Origin of the sequence: Alteromonas sp. S005 (assembly GCF_036864475.1) — a bacterium.
Lineage (GTDB): Bacteria > Pseudomonadota > Gammaproteobacteria > Enterobacterales > Alteromonadaceae > Alteromonas.
Window position 1 is genome coordinate 102,216 of record NZ_JAZETN010000016.1, and the last position, 16,817, is coordinate 119,032.

Consider the following 16,817-nt stretch of genomic DNA (forward strand, 5'->3'; position numbering starts at 1 on the left):
TAATGAAAAAGGGTCTTATCGCTGCCGCATTGGGATGCGCATTATTTTCAGTTTCATCTCACGCAGACACTATTGCTGGCGTGTATGTTGGTGCACAAGTGTGGCAAACCGATACACAAGGTGGTTTTGCTGATAACAATAACACCGCTGACTTCAATTTTGACGATGAAACCAATACGGCGTTATATATTGCCTTTGAACATCCTGTGCCTTTCTTACCGAATGTGAAAGTGAATCACACTACGTTAGAGAATTCTGGGACTACAGCGCTTCAATCCGAATTTACTTTTGATGATGAATTATTTCGAAATGATGCTGTTGTAAATACAGATATTGAAATTGATACAACGGATTTCATTTTATATTACGAGCTATTCGACAATGATTTAGTCAGCTTTGATTTGGGTGTAAATGCAAAGTATATCGACGGAGCACTAAGCGTTGTAGAGCGTGATAGCGACACGAGTGGTTCTGCTGAATTCTCTGGCATTGTGCCAATGGCGTATTCAAAAGTGCAGCTAGGGCTGCCGTTCACAGGGCTATCTGCATATTTTGAAGGTAGTTATTTATCATTTGATGATCATGAACTAAGTGATTATCAAGCAGCTGTTCAATATTCATTCATAGAAAGTTTAGCAGTCGATATGACCCTTCAAGTTGGTTACAGAAACGTAACGGTTGATATTGAAGACCTTGATGATGTTTACGCTGACATGGAATTTGACGGCGTATTCGCAGGCTTAGAACTTCATTTTTAAGTACTAACTATATGATTTTAAAGGCGTGGCTGCTTGTGTAGTTCACGCCTTTTTTATTTCCCGGGGGGAATGTTCACGTACGTTATTACCTATTCACACAGTCATTAGCACTTTCAGTAATAAAAAAGTTTCATTTATTCTTTTCTCTTCTTGTAGAAAGCCGTTAGCCTTAGCGCCATTGATAAAAGGCTAAAAGACTATGTCACAAGATTCTAATTCGAACTCAGCGCCAGGCGCGGTATTAAACGAACAGCAGTGGAATGCGATTACGCAAGCCATTGCAGGCTTAAATCGTGATCAACTTACTTGGGTAAGTGGCTATGCTGCAGGCATGGCGGCTGTTCAAGGTGGTTCGGTTGCCCCAGCGTTACAAAGTGCCCCTGCGGTAGCCGGTGATGCACCAACGCTAACTATTTTGTATGGCTCACAAACGGGTAATGCGAAGGGTGTGGCTGCGCAGTGTCAAGCCAAAGCAGAGGAAGCAGGCTTTAACAGCAAGCTTGTTAGCATGGCTGATTACAAGCCACGCAACTTAAAGGCTGAAACTCATGTGGCGGTATTTGTAAGTACCCACGGTGAGGGCGATGCGCCAGATGACGCCATAGAATTGCACGAATTCTTAGCGGGTAAAAAAGCACCTAAGCTGGCAAGCACTAAATACGCAGTGTTGGGTCTAGGCGATAGCAGTTATGAGTTTTTCTGCCAAACAGGTAAAGATTTTGACGAGCGTCTAGGCAAGCTTGGTGGCAAACCTATCGTTGAGCGTCTGGATTGTGATGTTGATTATGAAGCAGAAGCCGAGGCTTGGCTTAATAAGCTGATTGAATCTTTAAAAGATGATTTTAGCGCAGCACCACAGGCGGCGGTAGCGGCGCAAACTGGCGCAGCAGTACAAGGTGTAGCAGCACAGACATACACTAAAAAGGCACCGTTCAAAGCAACGTTAATCGATGCGCAGAAGATTACGGGTCGCGATTCAGTTAAAGATATCCGTCACATTGAAATTAGCCTTGAAGATAGCGGAATTACCTACAAGCCAGGTGATGCGCTAGGTGTTTGGTTTAAGAACGCAGCTTCTTTGGTATCAGAACTTATAAGTACATTGTCACTAAACGGTAATACTGAAGTATCTGTAGGTGATGCGACTATGCCGTTAACTGAAGCGTTAACGTCTAAACTTGAATTAACCTTAAGTTACCCAAACTTCATTAAGTCATATCAAGCTGCAACAGGGTCTGAATCGCTAGCGACTTTGATGGAAGATAAAGCACAGCTACGTACTTATATGGCCGAACGCCAAATCATTGATATTGTGCGCGACCACCCAGGCAAGCTATCTGAACAGCAGCTCGTAGATGCACTGCGTCCATTAACACCACGCTTGTACTCTATTGCATCAGCCCAAGCTGACGTAGAAGACGAGGTGCACTTGACGGTAGCTCACGTTGACTACGAAGCGTTTGGTCACCGCCACCAAGGTGGTGCGTCTGGCTTCTTATGTGAGTATTTGGAAGAAAATGGTGAGGTAGAAGTTTTCGTTGAAAACAACGATAACTTCCGTTTGCCAGAAGACCCGAATACACCCGTAATCATGGTTGGCCCAGGTACGGGTATTGCGCCGTTTAGATCGTTCATGCAAGAGCGTGATGTGCAAGGCGCTGAAGGTAAAAATTGGTTGTTCTTCGGTAACCCTAATTTCACCCAAGATTTCTTGTATCAAGTTGAGTGGCAAGCGTACGTTAAAGAAGGCCTGCTAGACAAAATTACGCTGGCATTTTCTCGTGACCAAGAAGAAAAAGTATATGTTCAGCACCGTTTACTAGAAAACGGTAAAGAGGTGTATGAATGGCTAGAGCAGGGCGCACACTTCTATGTGTGTGGCGATGCAATGCACATGGCGAAAGATGTAGAGAACGCCCTAATTAGTATTGTGCAAGAGCATGGCGGTAAATCTGAAGCCGATGCAAAAGCCTATGTTGTAGAGTTACGTAAAGCGAAACGTTATCAGAAGGATGTCTATTAATGAGTAACGAAAAATCACCATTTATCGTTGAGGGCAAACTGGCTGACAACGAGCGTTTAAAGCGTGAAAGTAATAATTTGCGCGGTACCATCACTACCGATCTTAAAGATGATCTTACCGGTGGTTTCACAGCTGATAACTTCCAGCTTATCCGCTTCCACGGAATGTACCAACAAGACGACCGTGATATCCGCGCTGAGCGTGCAAAGCAAAAACTTGAGCCGCTTCACAATGTGATGCTGCGTGCGCGTTTACCGGGCGGCGTAATCACGCCCGACCAATGGCTAGCGATTGATAAGTTTGCCGCTGACCACACCATGTACGGCAGCATTCGCTTAACCACTCGTCAAACTTTCCAGTTTCATGGTGTGTTAAAGCCTAAGATTAAGTCTATGCACCAAATGCTGAACAAAGCAGGCATTGACTCTATTGCAACGGCGGGTGATGTAAACCGAAACGTACTGTGTACGTCTAACCCAGTTGAATCTGAGCTTCACCTTCAGGCGTTTGAGTGGGCCAAAAAGATAAGTGAACACTTACTTCCTAAAACTCGCGCCTATGCTGAAATTTGGTTAGACGGTGAAAAGGTTGAGACTACTGAAAAGCCTGTTGAGCCTATTTTAGGTGATAACTACCTGCCGCGTAAGTTTAAAACTACCGTGGTTATTCCTCCGCAAAACGACGTAGATGTCCACGCCAACGACCTTAACTTTGTTGCGATTGCAGAAAATGGTCAACTAGTTGGCTTTAACGTTCTTGTTGGTGGTGGTCTTGCAATGACCCACGGTGATAAGAGCACCTATCCGCGTAAAGCATCTGATTTTGGTTTTATACCGTTAGAAAACACGCTAGACGTTGCCGCAGCGGTAGTTACTACGCAGCGTGATTGGGGTAACCGTGTTAATCGTAAGAACGCGAAAACGAAATACACCCTCGAGCGTGTTGGCGTAGATAACTTCAAAGCTGAAGTTGAAAAACGCGCCGGCGTGACTTTCCAAGATAGCCGCCCTTACGAATTTACCGACCGTGGCGATCGCTTTGGCTGGGTTGAAGGAATTGACGGCAAATACCACCTGACTGTGTTTATCGAAAATGGTCGTATTTTGGATTACCCTGGTAAAACGCTAAAAACAGGTTGCGCAGAAATTGCCAAGATCCATAAAGGCGACTTCCGTTTAACCGCAAACCAGAACTTGATTATTGCCGGTGTTCCACCCCAGGACAAAGACAAAGTAGAAGCCTTGGCTCGAGAGCATGGCCTTATTGCCCCAAGTGTTTCTAACCAGCGTCTTGATTCAATGGCCTGTGTTGCATTGCCAACTTGTCCGCTAGCGATGGCGGAAGCTGAACGTTACCTGCCAGATGCTGTTACCGAGCTAGAGGGCTTACTTGCCAAACACGGTTTAGAAGAAGACAGTGTTATTTTCCGCGTAACTGGCTGCCCAAATGGCTGTGGTCGCGCAATGTTGTCAGAAGTCGGCTTGGTTGGTAAGGGCCCAGGCAAGTACAACTTGCACTTAGGCGGTAACCGAGAAGGTACACGCATACCACGTATGTATCGTGAAAATATTAGCGAACAGGAAATCATGGCGGAGTTAGATACGCTACTTGGTCAATGGGCTAAAGAGCGTGAGGGTGGCGAGGCCTTTGGTGATTATGTTGTTCGTGCTGGTGTTGTAAAACCAGTAGTAGACTCCGCACGGGATTTCTATGACGAATAATACAGCAGAAAAGCAGCAGGCACTTACACTTGATATCAGCAAGGAAGCCCTTGCTGATATCAACGATATGTTGGAAAAAATGACGGCGCAAGAGCGAGTTGCTTGGGCGCTGGATAACTTGCCAGATACTCATATCGTGTCTTCGAGTTTCGGAGCACAGTCGGCCGTTATGCTGCACATGCTTACTCAAGCACAGCCGGAAATCCCCGTTGTGCTTACTGACACCGGTTATCTTTTTCCAGAAACGTATAAGTTTATTGATGAGCTGGTTGAAAAGCTTAACTTAAACTTGCACGTTTACAGTGCAAAAATGTCATCTGCGTGGCAAGAAGCGCGCTTTGGTAGGCTTTGGGAACAAGGCATTGAAGGTATTGAAAAATACAACAAAATGAACAAAGTTGAGCCAATGCAGCGAGCGTTGGGAGACTTAAAAGCAGGCACTTGGTTTGCCGGCTTGCGCCGAAGCCAATCTGATACCCGTGGCAAATTACCTGTGCTACAAAAAGTAGGTCAGCAATTTAAGCTCTATCCAATCATCGATTGGAGCAATAAAGACCTTCACTATTACCTTAAAGACAATGACTTATCTTATCACCCGCTTTGGGAGCAAGGTTATGTGTCAATTGGTGATTGGCATACAACGCAGTCGCTGCAAGAGGGGATGAGTGAACAAGATACTCGTTTCTTCGGGTTAAAACGTGAATGCGGATTACACGAGTTTGGTGACGGTATTTAACTTATGTTAAATACCTCTCCTAATACTTTTCTTAATTCTTGTAGATACGTTTCGTTAGCAGATTTTGTAACCAGCTTGTAAAGCTCACTTCCAACGGGAGTGAATTTATAATATACCAACGCAACTCCCGACGTTTTGCACGTCAGCGTAATATTTTCGTTAACACATCGCCACGTGAATTGTTGTCCCTCTATATATTCTCCACTCTCGATTTCGCTCGCATAAATTAACTTCATTTCCTGAAGCGACAGCAGATCGGGATAACTAAGACCAACAGAGGCTAGATTGAGTTGCTCTGGAGTTGGTTTTTTAAGAAACGAGAATAGGCCTTTGCGTTTATGATAGCCCACTAATATGCGCGGAACGGCATCATTGCTCCTTCGACTTGCTACGTTCACGGCCTTATTAAATACTTTTGCATCTCTATGGGTGAGTGTTTTTAGCAATTGTAGAGTACGAAGTGAAAAGCTCCCGGGACGGGCGACTTCAACGGCAAAAATTTTGCCCCACAATTCTTGCATTGGTTGGCTGAAAATCTCCTCGGCCATGGTGCTGAAAGCAAAAAACCAATCTGCATCAAGATTGTCACTAGTTTGTTCGTTGATTGAAACATTTAGTGCTATATTTAGTACAGTTTGAAGATTGTTCGCTTTTTGAGTTTCTAGAATTTGTTTCCTTCGTTCTAGCGCATGTTTTTGCTTTTTGGGATCAGGAGACAGCATGGATGGGCTAATCCCTACTCTAGCAAACCACGACAGCATGCGCTGACGGCTGGCATCGGTTTTGACCGAGCTTTCTATCTTCTCAGCAGCAGACTGGTCAATGGTCGCTTTAACGCGAGCGCTAGCCGCTTCGGTGTTCTGAGTTTTTTTAATCTCAGTGTGCAAGTGCTGAGGAGTAATCTTCATATTGGTTTAATTAAATGAATGTAAATGAGCATGTAACATGAGAGCACTATTGCATTGCGTAACCCATTAATCAATGCGATTGTATTCTTAGTACAGTAAGTGATGTATTCTTGGTTTGTATGTATCGGGGAAATGAGCGGTAATGTCGGCAATGGATTACGATAACGACGAGTTAATTTTTTTAGATGATGATGATTCAGTTGCAGAGCCTGTATTACTGGGCAAGGACTGGAACATTCTTATAGTCGATGATGATGAAGAAATTCACACGGTAACACGTCTGGCGCTATCTGATCTCACCGTAAACGATCGCAAATTAAACTTCATTCACGCCTATTCTGCAAAACAGGCAAAAGAAAAGCTTCATGAATTCGGTAACAGTATCGCTATCATTTTGCTTGATGTTGTTATGGAAACCGACGATGCCGGCTTTGATGTCGTCAAATATATTCGTGAAGACATGAAACTGAACGAGCCCCGTATCATTTTGCGTACAGGGCAGCCAGGTTATGCACCTGAAGAGCAAGTCATTAAAGTTTACGATATTAACGACTACAAAACGAAAACTGAACTTACGCGCTCCAAGCTACTTACGACCATTATTTCTTCGCTACGCTCTTACCAGCAAATTATAACTATAAGTCAAAGTCGCGCTGGTTTAGAAAAGATAATCACCTCTTCGGCTAATTTGTTTGAAGAGCATTCGGTCAAAGAGTTTTGCGAAGGTGTTGTCACGCAAATTAGTTCTCTTATAGGTCTCGACTCTGAAGGGCTGTTGTGTGCCCGAGCCGGCTCCCTTTTAGACCAAGACGACGAACAAGTATATGTCCTTGGTGCTGCGGGTGAATATGCGAAATTTATCAATCATCCAGTTGTAGACGTTAACAACATTGAAATTGAAGAAAATATAAGCCGTTGTTTACGCCTTAAAAAGCACATATTTGAGGCGAGTTGTTCTGTACTTTATATAAGTCGCGCTGGTTTCGAAGCCGCTGTGTATGTTAGGCAAACTCACGAAATCAGTGAATTAGACAAAAACCTTTTAGAAGTATTCTTATCCAGCATTTCGGTGGGTTATGAAAACGTCAATCTCTTTCATGAACTAAGAAATGCTGCCTTCAGAGATTGGTTAACTCGATTACCAAACCGCAATGAATTTATTAACATGCTAGACAAGCCTCACTTGTTTGCTGGAGAAAACTTTAGTGTTGCACTTATCGATGTTAATCATTTTTCCGATGTTAATGATGGGCTAGGGCAAGAAGTTGGCAACGAGTTGTTGCGTGCAATTAGCGAGCGCTTTCAAACGTCGTTTGACGGACGAGTTAAGAAAGGACGTATCGGAGCTGATGTTTTTGGTCTTATCGGTCCCGATGAGCTAGTCTGTCCAGAAGCTATAAACGCACTGTTTCAGTCTTCTTTTAAAGTTTGTGACCACACGCTACCTGTGAATGTAACAGTCGGATTTTGCAAATTAGACAATAAACGCCATATTGGTATTGAGGTTTTAAAGCGCTCTAATATTGCGCTAAATCGCGCGAAGAAAAAACTGACGGATAACTTTGAGTATTACGCTAAAGATATTGAGGATCAGACCACGTGGCGTTTGGATATGATCCGCCAACTGAGGAACGACTTTGCGGCTAGAAAGCTAGAGTTATGGTTTCAGCCGCAAGTTGATTTGCTCAATGAAAAAGTAGTAGGTATGGAAGGCCTGCTTCGCTGGCCAGATGGAGAGGGTGGTTATATCTCTCCAGCTGTTTTTGTCCCCCTTGCTGAATACTCTGGTCTTATTGTTGATATTGGTGAATGGGTACTCGAAGAGTCATGTCGCCGATTACAAGAGCTAAAGGAAAAGGGTTATGGGCACCTAAGAGTCGCTGTAAACATATCTATTCCTCAGTTTCGCGATAGATTATTTGTTGAAAAAGTTAAACATGCGCTGTCAAAAGCTAACTGTGAACCCAGTCTATTAGAGCTTGAAATAACCGAAAGTGTTGTGATGGACGAGCCGCAAATTGTGATAGATGCTTTGCGTGTGTTGAAAGAGTTTGGTGTTCAAATCGCTATTGATGACTTTGGTACCGGCTTTTCGTCCATGAGCTATTTGCAGCAGCTTCCTTTAGACCGTTTGAAAGTCGATCGTTCTTTCGTTAAAGACATCAAGCCAGGGGCCAATGCTGTACTTGCGGAAACCATAGTAACTTTAGGAAACAAGCTGGGTTTACTTACCATTGCCGAAGGCGTGGAAAAAAGAGAGCAAGCAAGCTATATGATTAAACTAGGTTGTGATGAGGCCCAAGGTTATTTATACGCCAAGCCCATGCCATTTGATGCACTTCTAACGTTTCTTGAATCGCACGACTAATCAGATAAAGCTGAAAAAATAGTACGCTGCAATTTGGGAAGTATAGTCAGCTCGAACCAAGGGTTTTTAGCAAGCCACCTGTTATTCCTACCAGACGGGTGAGGTAAAACGAAGTGTGTATTTGTCGGCGCGCCTACTGCTTCAGTTAAGGTTTTGTACTGGGGCAGATAATACTGCTGCGAGTAACGGCCTACGTAAAGCGTGATTTTCGGTTTTAAGTAAGTGAGAAAAGCATCGTGCCAAGTCGGTGCACACTCTTTTCTGGGCGGGGCATCAGCACCGTTTTTATACCCTGGAAAGCAAAACCCCATGGGCAGTACAGAGATTAAGCGCGGGTTATAAAAAGTTTCTTTAGATACACTGAGCCACTCACGCAAGCGGTCCCCGCTGGGATCGTTAAATGCAGTATTGCATTCATGTGCTTTTAAGCCTGGCGCTTGCCCTACTATAAGTATCTTAGTTGATGGTGAAGTACTGAAAATAGGGTTAGGTTTATGGGGAAGGTGGGGTGCGCACAGTGTGCAATTCTTTGCTTTGGTCACCAACGCATCGTGGCCTTTCAAAATTTTCTCCAATTATTTCTCTCTGTAATACTTTTGTCACAATTGTATGATCTCAATTTGACTATCTAATGTATATACAGTATGTTTAATAGTGACAGCAGTAGACTGTAACACAGGAGAAAAAACATGCGTAAAGTAGTACTAACATTAGCTCTATCAGCAGCCTTTGGTATTGCGCATGCGGAATCTGGTGAGAACCAGCTTTTCGATTGCATGGATGCGAAAACATTCGAAATGAATAACCAATGTATGTCGGATCAAATCGGCAATAACATTCGTTTCCGTGATGCACAAGCAAAGCTGATCGACATTGCAAGCGAAAGTCAGGGTGACTACGCCATTGCAACAATGACATTCGATCAAGAAAATATGCACATCGACATCGTAGCACATAAAGACTCGCTTAACGCGCTTGCTGCGAACCGTAACTAATTTTTAGTTAACGCATATAAGCCGGCGACGATTTCGCCGGCTTTTTTGTATCTGTTAAAAAATCCTATTTAACCCGTTGATGGCAGCAACACGGTAAGCTTCCGCCATGGTCGGATAGTTAAATGTAGTGTTGACGAAGTAGTCTATGGTGTTTCCTTCACCTTTTTGCTGCATGATGGCTTGGCCGATATGAACAATCTCAGAGGCACGTTCACCAAAGCAGTGAATACCCAGTATTTCTTTCGTTTCCCGGTGAAATAGAATTTTAAGGCTACCTGTTTGCGTTGATGCAATCTGCGCTCTGGCCAAATGTTTGAACTGAGCTCTTCCCACCTCATAAGGTACTTTGGCTGCAGTAAGTTCTTGTTCTGTCTTACCTACCGAACTAATTTCCGGGATGGTATAAATACCTGACGGAATATCTTCTACTAACGCTGAATGTGTATTTATGCCGAGCATCGCCTCAGCGGCAAATCGACCTTGATTATAGGCTGCCGATGCCAAACTTGGGTAACCAATCACATCGCCAACCGCAAATACATTGTCTACGTCAGTTTGATAACTTTCGTTAACCTTGAGTTGGCCTCTACCATCAGCTTTTAAACCAATATTCTCAAGTTTCAGGGTATCTGTGTTGCCCGTACGCCCATTGGCAAATAATAAGCAATCAGCCCGCATGCGCTTGCCTGACTCTAGGTTTAAAATTACTGAATCATCGGTAGCTTCTACAGAGGAGTAGGTTTCGTTGTGACGAATTAGTACACCGTTGTTCCATAAGTGGTAACTTAGCGCATCAGAGATCTCGTCATCTAAGAATGACAGTAGACGATCTCGCATATTAACCAGATCGACTTTTACTCCCAAGCCTCTAAAGATACTGGCATATTCCGACCCGATTACACCTGCACCATAAATTATGATGGACTTAGGATCATGATCTAAAGATAAGATGGTGTCAGAGTTATAAATACGCGGGTGATTAAAATCGATATCTTTCGGGCAATAGGGGCGCGAACCTGTGGCTATCGCTATTTGACCTGCTGTGACGGTATCTTTCGAGCCATCTTTTCGGGTTATCTCTAACGTATGCGCATCAACAAAGCTGGCTTCACCGTGAAAGAGAGTAACTCGGTTTCTATCATAAAAAGAAGAACGCAGGCGAGTTTGGCTTTTCACTACACCACTAGCATGGCTCATAATGTCGGAAAAAGTAAGGCTTTTACTTAAGTGGTTGTCGGCAAACAGTGGAGACGTATTGTATTCAATAAGACGACTGACAGAATGACGAAGTGCTTTAGATGGAATGGTTCCCCAATGGGTACAGCCACCGCCAACTGCCTCATAGCGTTCTACAACAGCCACTTTTTTTCCAGCCTTGGCAAGCTGCATAGCAACACCCTCTCCACCAGGGCCTGTGCCTATAACTATCGCGTCGTAATGATAAGACGGAGCTTTAGTTTTTTGCTTCGTTGCCATCTTGCTTTCCCCTTTTGTTATCTTCGTATTACGCGGCTGATCAAAAAAGTGATCCGCAATACAAAATAGGTGAGTCTAGTTTTAGTATAACGACCCTATCCTACTATAGAATAAAAAAAACCACATAAGCAGATACTTATGTGGTTTTTGTTTGAGTCGAATGATGTAGATGAACGCGTAATACTACGCCATTTGTAGTGACAGGCTTTGCAGCTGCGTCCATTTCTCTTTCTGCACTGCAAAGGCGTGCTTCATCTCTTTATATTTGTAAGCAAGCTCTAACCCTTCAATGCTGCGTTTTAATGTACGCTTCTTAACTCGCATAACGCGCTTTTTCGTTGCGTAGTATTCACTCATACGCTGCATAAGCAGGTCGTACTCTTCTTGAATAGTGTGCATCATTTCTTCCGCATTCGGCAATAACGATACTTTTTCACTTGCCCTTTGAAGCTGCATGGCCGCCAAGGCTTTTTCGATGCGCTCTTCAGGTACTTTGCGAAGATTCGACGTTAAACCTACATAAGAGAGCCCTTTAATTAGCCATTTAGTAGGATCAAACTGATACCAACGAATGCCATTGCGGTAGTCGTACTCAAATATGTGATGATAGTTGTGATAACCCTCACCAAAAGTGAAAAATGCTAAAACGCCATTATCACGTGCCGTATTCTTATCAGTGTAAGGCTGACTACCCCAGAAGTGAGCAAGTGAGTTAATAAAGAAGGTAACGTGGTGAACTAGCACCAAGCGCAATACACCAGCTACTAATATCATGCCCATGACGTCGCCGTTCAGATAACCCAACAGACCAGTAATACCAAAGTTAGCAGCGAGTACGATAGGCAAGTAGTATTTGTGCTGCCACATTACAACGCTATCTTTTTGTAGATCTTTACAGTTGCTGTAATCATCGTAACGCTTAGCTTGATACTCCCGTAACATCCAGCCGATATGCGCAAACCAAAGCCCTTTCTTTGCAGAGTAGGGGTCTTTGTCGTTGTCATCTACATGGCGATGGTGAACGCGATGATCTGACGACCAGTGCAAAATACTATTTTGCAGGGCCATGGCCCCACCAATCGCTAATATGACACGAACTACAATGTTGGCATCATAGGTTTTATGTGACCACAAGCGATGATACCCAGCAGTTATCGACATACCGGTGAAATAGAATAGGAATATAGCAGTACCGATTTCTGTCCAATCGATACCCTGATATGCCACCCAAAGCGGCACACCTATAAATGCAATTGCGCCTGATATTATAAATACCAGCACATTAGTAAGAATAAGAGGAGGTTTTTTCATTTTATACAACTTGGCTTACAACTGTTCGCTAATTTATCTTTTTACGAGGCTTCAGGCAAGAAAAACTCTGATTAGTTCTGCTTACATGTGTAAAGTTTAATTATAGCCGAGGGAGGCTAATTCGCAGAGAAAATATACGAATTAATGCTTAACCCTTGTTTATAAAAGAGATGATTTTGTTTCTCTTCCCCCACTAGTACGTGTTGCGATAAACTAGGCGTGCTAGTCTTTGATGTACGAGGTTCGATTGCGTTAATGGTTATTCAGATGACGTTGAGAATAGTCTCTAAAACTAAAAATCATCAGACCATTAAAAGTTAATGAACACAGGGTGCGAACGTGAGCCGACAAGAACAGAAACTAAAAACCCGCCAAAATATTATTCATGCTGCATTTTCATTGTTAGACGAAAATCGCAGTCTATCGGCAATTAGCTTGCGTGAAGTTGCCCGAGAGGCCGGTATTGCTCCCACGTCTTTTTATCGACACTTTAAAGATATGGACGAGTTGGGTTTAACGCTGGTGGATGAAGCGGGTTTGGCGCTTCGCCAGCTTATGCGTCAGGCTAGAAGGCGCATTGCTTCAGGTGGTGGCGTAATCCATACCTCTGTTGAAACCTTCATGGAGTTCATTGCGGCCAATACAAATGTATTTCGATTATTACTGCGAGAGCATACCGGTACGTCTTCGGCTTACCGACTTGCAGTATTCAGAGAAATTCAACATTTCATTGATGAACTTACTGACTACATTATCGAACAGCAAGGCGTGGAATACGCCTGCGCACAGTTACAAGCCGATGCAATGGTAAGACTGGTCTTTAGTGCCGGAGCTGAAGCATTAGAAGCAGATGATAAGCTTAGAAGTGAAATCGGCGAAAGAGTGAAAGCGCAACTTCGCTTTGTTCAAGTGGGCGCTACGCAAAAAGCCTAGCGCGGAAAAGAATTTACAGTATAAAGTGTTCTTCCTAATTATATTTCAGTGTGAGCTTTTTCCTTACTTACACGCAAATTAGCTTTTGCGTGTAAGTAGAACTCCAGCCTCAATGTGATGAGTGAACGGAAATTGATCGAAAAGCGCAGACTGCGCCACGTTATGAGTTTCGCTCAAAAGCTCAAGGTTCTGCGCCAAAGTTTCGGGATTACATGAGATATATACAATATTATCGTAATCCTGAATCATTCTAAGTGAATCTTCATCTAATCCAGCCCTTGGAGGGTCGACCAATACAGTGGTGAAATTGTAAGTACTTAAATCTATGCCTTCTAAGCGACTAAACGTACGTTCACCTTTCATAGCTTGAGTGAATTCTTCAGCGGCGAGTCTTACGATCTTCACATTATTAAGCTGATTTTGCTCAATGTTAAACTGAGCAGCCTGCACCGAAGGTTTAGCTATTTCGGTACCCACTACATTATCAAAGTGAAGTGCTAACGGAAGTGAAAAGTTGCCGGCACCACAATACATTTCCAGTAAATCGCCCGAGAGCGGCTTGACACAATCTAGAGCCCATTCAATCATTTTACAGTTCACTTCAGCGTTAGGCTGGGTAAAACTGTTTTCTATATGTTTGAAAACGAATTCTCTACCGTTTACTGGCAAACGCTCAATCACAAAATCGTTGTCGATAATGAGCTTTTGTTTTCTAGCGCGACCAATGATGTTTACTTTGGGAAAGTGAGTCTCAAGTGTTGCTTTTAATGCTTTTGCAGCCACTAGCCATTCTTCATCTAATTGACGATGGTATAAAAGGCTTATAACAAGTTCGCCAGACAGTGCGGAAAGGTAGTCGATTTGAAATAACTTTTTTCTTAGAGTTTCGTTTGGTCTTACTTCTTCAAGCAGAAGTTCCATTGCATCGTTTATTGCTCTACATGCAGGAGGAAAGCTATCCACACGATATTTTTCTTTTGTTTCCTGATTAAACATTATGTGAAATAAGTCATCACCCTGATGCCATACTCTAAACTCCGCACGCATACGATAGTGCGTTGGCTGAGATGGGAACACTGAAAGCTCTGGGGCATTGAATGGAGAAAGCAACGCAGCGAGACGACTAACTTTTTCGTCTAACTGATCTTGATAGCGTTGTTGTTCAGTGGTGGTCATAAAATTCTCCATTCATTGTTGAGGTCGCGAATTGTAGTCCCTTAAAAAATAACTGCAACAAGCGCTCCCGACTTCTTCATTATTAATTAGCGTGATTACCTAAATAGCTTTTAGAAAAAAATGCTGTATTAAAATTAAACAATATTGATTCTTTGCCGATAATAAGAATGAGGATAGTGAGGATCAAATTATGAACGTGGGTCAAATAAAAGCTTTTATGGGAGACCAAAAGGTTGATCAGAAAGCGGATCAAAAGGCAACGGTTCACCCGAATGAAGCGCTTAAAAAGCAGTTGCAGCAAGATGGATTGCAGCAAGCCGCTGAGTTCTCGAAGCAACAAGCGGCTTCAGTATCTGTTTCAAGTAGCCAAACGAGTATCGGCTTGCGCGTGGTAAGTAGCAATATTAATCAAGCGTTGGAAATAGATGGGCAAAAACCACAAGAGACTAAAGAGAAAAATCTTGAAGAAAAGTCAAACGGCTTATTCGATTTTGAAAAAATAGCCCGAAACGTACTTAAGTTCGTAGGCGGTGTTATTCGCGGCGCAGCAGATGGAGGTGCCAGCGAAGAAAAGCTTGCCGGGCTCTTTAGCCAAGCAAGAGATGGAGTAAGCCGCGGTTTCGCAATGGCTGAAAAAGATCTCGCTGGATTTATGAATGATGAGATTGAACAAGGTATAACCAAAAGTCGTGATCTCATCGATACGGGTATAGATGATCTAGAAACTGACATCTTCGGTCGCCAACAGCCTAACGCTGTTCAACTTTCATCCCTAGAAGCTTTAGCTGCATCGGACGAAAAAAGCGGTAGTTTGGTGATCCGTACCAAAGATGGTGATGAGGTGAGCTTTAGTTTTGAAAGCTTGCGTTCTTTTCAGGCTTCTCAACAACTTAATTTTCAGGCTCAAACATCTCAAAACCAATCTATTGGAAACGGCGAGCAAAGTGAAAGTGGTTTTTCGGCAAGCTATTCTCAACAAACTTCTTATCAATATTATGAAAGAAGCGGCATAAGCTTTTCATTAAAAGGAGAACTTGACGAAGAAGAGTTGAATTCGATAGCTGATTTAGTTGGGCAAGTGCAGGATCTAGCCGATACCTTCTACAGTGGCGATATCGACAAGGCTTTTGAAGAAGCACTCAGTTTAGGCTTTGACGACAAAGAGTTGGTTGGTTACGCACTACAACTAAATAGAACAACACAAACAGAAGTGCTAAAGACATATGAAAATATTCAGCACTACAACGAAGATAAAAGTGACAACGCGAAATTTGGCAATGTGGTTAGCCCCATCTCTCAATATCTTGAGAAGATGATGGACACTTTTGCTAATGCAGAAAGTACACTAGAAAGTAGTGAAGACTATAATACTTTAATAGCTGGCATTATAAACGAGATGGAAGATGTTCAAGTTCCTGACCTTATATCCGCTATAAATAGATTTCGTTCGTTTAACCAAACCTTATTAGAAGGCCTTCCTCAATCGGCTGAAACCAGTGAGAGCTAAAGCCTAAGATAATAAAAAGCCCGGAAGCGCAAGCTTACCGGGCCTTTTTACATGACTAAAAGCTACGAAGTAAAAATTAAGCGTGTTCGACTTTGTCTTTTGCAGGGCGAACTTTTAACGTTCGTTCCTGGAAGATGGAGTCGTTAGTTTTATCGATAACACTACTTAGATCATCAGTGACAACCTCAATAAAACCGTAACCTTTTCTTTTTCCGGTTTTGCGATCCTTCATCAAACGAACTGATTGTACTTCGATAAAGCTACTGAAGTATTCCTTTACTGCGTTCTCGTTCGCTCTATAGGGTAAGTTACCCACATATAAGGTCTCGACTGATCCGTTATTGGTGTGTGCTCTGGCATCTGAGGAAGATGGACTTTGAATAAGAGACGCTAGCCAAGGAGTGACGATACCGCTTATCAGCAGAGCTGCCGATACGGTAAGTGGAACATGGACGTTTAAACTAGCAGAAGAAAATAACAAATACCCTGCAATTGCAAAAATAGCGCTAATTACAGCGCATTGAATAAAGCCTACTTTCATATACCTACCTTTCTATTGTTTATTATGGTGTTGGAGGCTGTATATAGTTTACTCATTTGTAACAATTTGAACAATAAAATGTGAAAAAACTAGTCTAAAGATGCATTGAACCCATAGAAATGATGTAGAAATGAGCGGTTAACATCAAAAGTGCCTTAAAATGCAAAAAAATCCAATTTAAGTGTTGATCTTTCTCAAGAGGTATCTATAATGCGCTCCACGTTCTGAGGGGGCTTCGAGAAAAACAAAGCCAACTTTGAATCAAGTGCGAAACCAAGTTTTCAAACAAATAAAAAGTTTAAAAACATGGTTGACATCGAAAATAAACGGTGTAAAATGCGCACCTCACTCGAACAGGGTGAGT

Annotated in this window: 14 protein-coding genes; 8 read left to right on the forward strand and 6 right to left on the reverse strand. The window is 42.9% G+C overall.

The window, feature by feature from the left end:
• The first annotated feature begins 2 nt into the window (after positions 1-2).
• From V7R55_RS16390 to V7R55_RS16405, 4 genes are all read left to right on the forward strand, one after another.
• Complete coding sequence (locus V7R55_RS16390; protein ID WP_334060344.1) at positions 3-758, forward strand: TIGR04219 family outer membrane beta-barrel protein; 756 nt, start codon at positions 3-5, stop codon at positions 756-758.
• Positions 759-957: 199 nt separating this feature from the next.
• Positions 958-2,781 (forward strand): assimilatory sulfite reductase (NADPH) flavoprotein subunit, encoded by a 1,824-nt coding sequence (locus V7R55_RS16395; protein WP_334060345.1) that lies wholly within the window; start codon positions 958-960, stop codon positions 2,779-2,781.
• Positions 2,781-4,502 carry an assimilatory sulfite reductase (NADPH) hemoprotein subunit gene (gene cysI / locus V7R55_RS16400; RefSeq protein WP_334060346.1) on the forward strand — a complete coding sequence of 574 codons (1,722 nt, stop codon included), beginning with the start codon at positions 2,781-2,783 and terminating at the stop codon, positions 4,500-4,502. Before V7R55_RS16395 ends, cysI begins: the two co-directional genes overlap by 1 nt.
• Entirely contained in the window at positions 4,492-5,238 is a 747-nt protein-coding gene (locus V7R55_RS16405; protein WP_334060347.1) for a phosphoadenylyl-sulfate reductase, read from the forward strand. The genes cysI and V7R55_RS16405 overlap by 11 nt, the downstream gene beginning before the upstream one ends.
• Here V7R55_RS16405 and V7R55_RS16410 read toward each other — a convergent pair.
• Complete coding sequence (locus tag V7R55_RS16410) at positions 5,235-6,146, reverse strand: TIGR03899 family protein (protein WP_334060348.1); 912 nt, start codon at positions 6,144-6,146, stop codon at positions 5,235-5,237. The two genes, V7R55_RS16405 and V7R55_RS16410, sit on opposite strands and share 4 nt — an antisense overlap.
• Before the next feature lie 142 nt (positions 6,147-6,288).
• Between V7R55_RS16410 and V7R55_RS16415 the strand changes: the two genes are divergently transcribed.
• A complete protein-coding gene (locus V7R55_RS16415) occupies positions 6,289-8,514 on the forward strand; it encodes a bifunctional diguanylate cyclase/phosphodiesterase (protein WP_334060349.1) in 2,226 nt (741 codons plus the stop codon).
• Here the strand turns inward: V7R55_RS16415 and V7R55_RS16420 are convergent.
• Positions 8,511-9,089 carry a uracil-DNA glycosylase family protein gene (locus V7R55_RS16420; protein ID WP_334060350.1) on the reverse strand — a complete coding sequence of 193 codons (579 nt, stop codon included), beginning with the start codon at positions 9,087-9,089 and terminating at the stop codon, positions 8,511-8,513. The two genes, V7R55_RS16415 and V7R55_RS16420, sit on opposite strands and share 4 nt — an antisense overlap.
• 114 nt (positions 9,090-9,203) lie before the next feature.
• On the opposite strand from V7R55_RS16420, the gene V7R55_RS16425 reads away from it, so the two are divergent.
• On the forward strand, positions 9,204-9,509 hold the full coding sequence (locus V7R55_RS16425; protein WP_025254039.1) for a hypothetical protein: 306 nt from the start codon (positions 9,204-9,206) through the stop codon (positions 9,507-9,509).
• Between the two features lie 54 nt (positions 9,510-9,563).
• Here V7R55_RS16425 and sthA read toward each other — a convergent pair whose 3' ends face one another.
• Together sthA and V7R55_RS16435 are read right to left on the reverse strand one after the other, a co-directional pair.
• On the reverse strand, positions 9,564-10,985 hold the full coding sequence (gene sthA, locus V7R55_RS16430) for a Si-specific NAD(P)(+) transhydrogenase (RefSeq protein ID WP_334060351.1): 1,422 nt from the start codon (positions 10,983-10,985) through the stop codon (positions 9,564-9,566).
• Between the two features lie 183 nt (positions 10,986-11,168).
• Positions 11,169-12,296 (reverse strand): acyl-CoA desaturase, encoded by a 1,128-nt coding sequence (locus tag V7R55_RS16435; protein ID WP_269918393.1) that lies wholly within the window; start codon positions 12,294-12,296, stop codon positions 11,169-11,171.
• Between the two features lie 339 nt (positions 12,297-12,635).
• On the opposite strand from V7R55_RS16435, the gene fabR reads away from it, so the two are divergent.
• Positions 12,636-13,229: an HTH-type transcriptional repressor FabR gene (gene fabR / locus V7R55_RS16440; protein ID WP_269918394.1), complete on the forward strand. Its 594-nt coding sequence runs from the start codon at positions 12,636-12,638 to the stop codon at positions 13,227-13,229.
• Between the two features lie 78 nt (positions 13,230-13,307).
• On the opposite strand, the gene trmA is transcribed toward fabR, so the two are convergent.
• Positions 13,308-14,405 (reverse strand): tRNA (uridine(54)-C5)-methyltransferase TrmA, encoded by a 1,098-nt coding sequence (gene trmA / locus V7R55_RS16445; RefSeq protein WP_334060352.1) that lies wholly within the window; start codon positions 14,403-14,405, stop codon positions 13,308-13,310.
• Between the two features lie 190 nt (positions 14,406-14,595).
• On the opposite strand from trmA, the gene V7R55_RS16450 reads away from it, so the two are divergent.
• On the forward strand, positions 14,596-15,912 hold the full coding sequence (locus tag V7R55_RS16450) for a DUF5610 domain-containing protein (RefSeq protein WP_334060353.1): 1,317 nt from the start codon (positions 14,596-14,598) through the stop codon (positions 15,910-15,912).
• Between the two features lie 76 nt (positions 15,913-15,988).
• Here V7R55_RS16450 and V7R55_RS16455 read toward each other — a convergent pair whose 3' ends face one another.
• A complete protein-coding gene (locus tag V7R55_RS16455) occupies positions 15,989-16,453 on the reverse strand; it encodes an RNA recognition motif domain-containing protein (RefSeq protein ID WP_269918397.1) in 465 nt (154 codons plus the stop codon).
• Positions 16,454-16,817 lie beyond the last annotated feature (364 nt).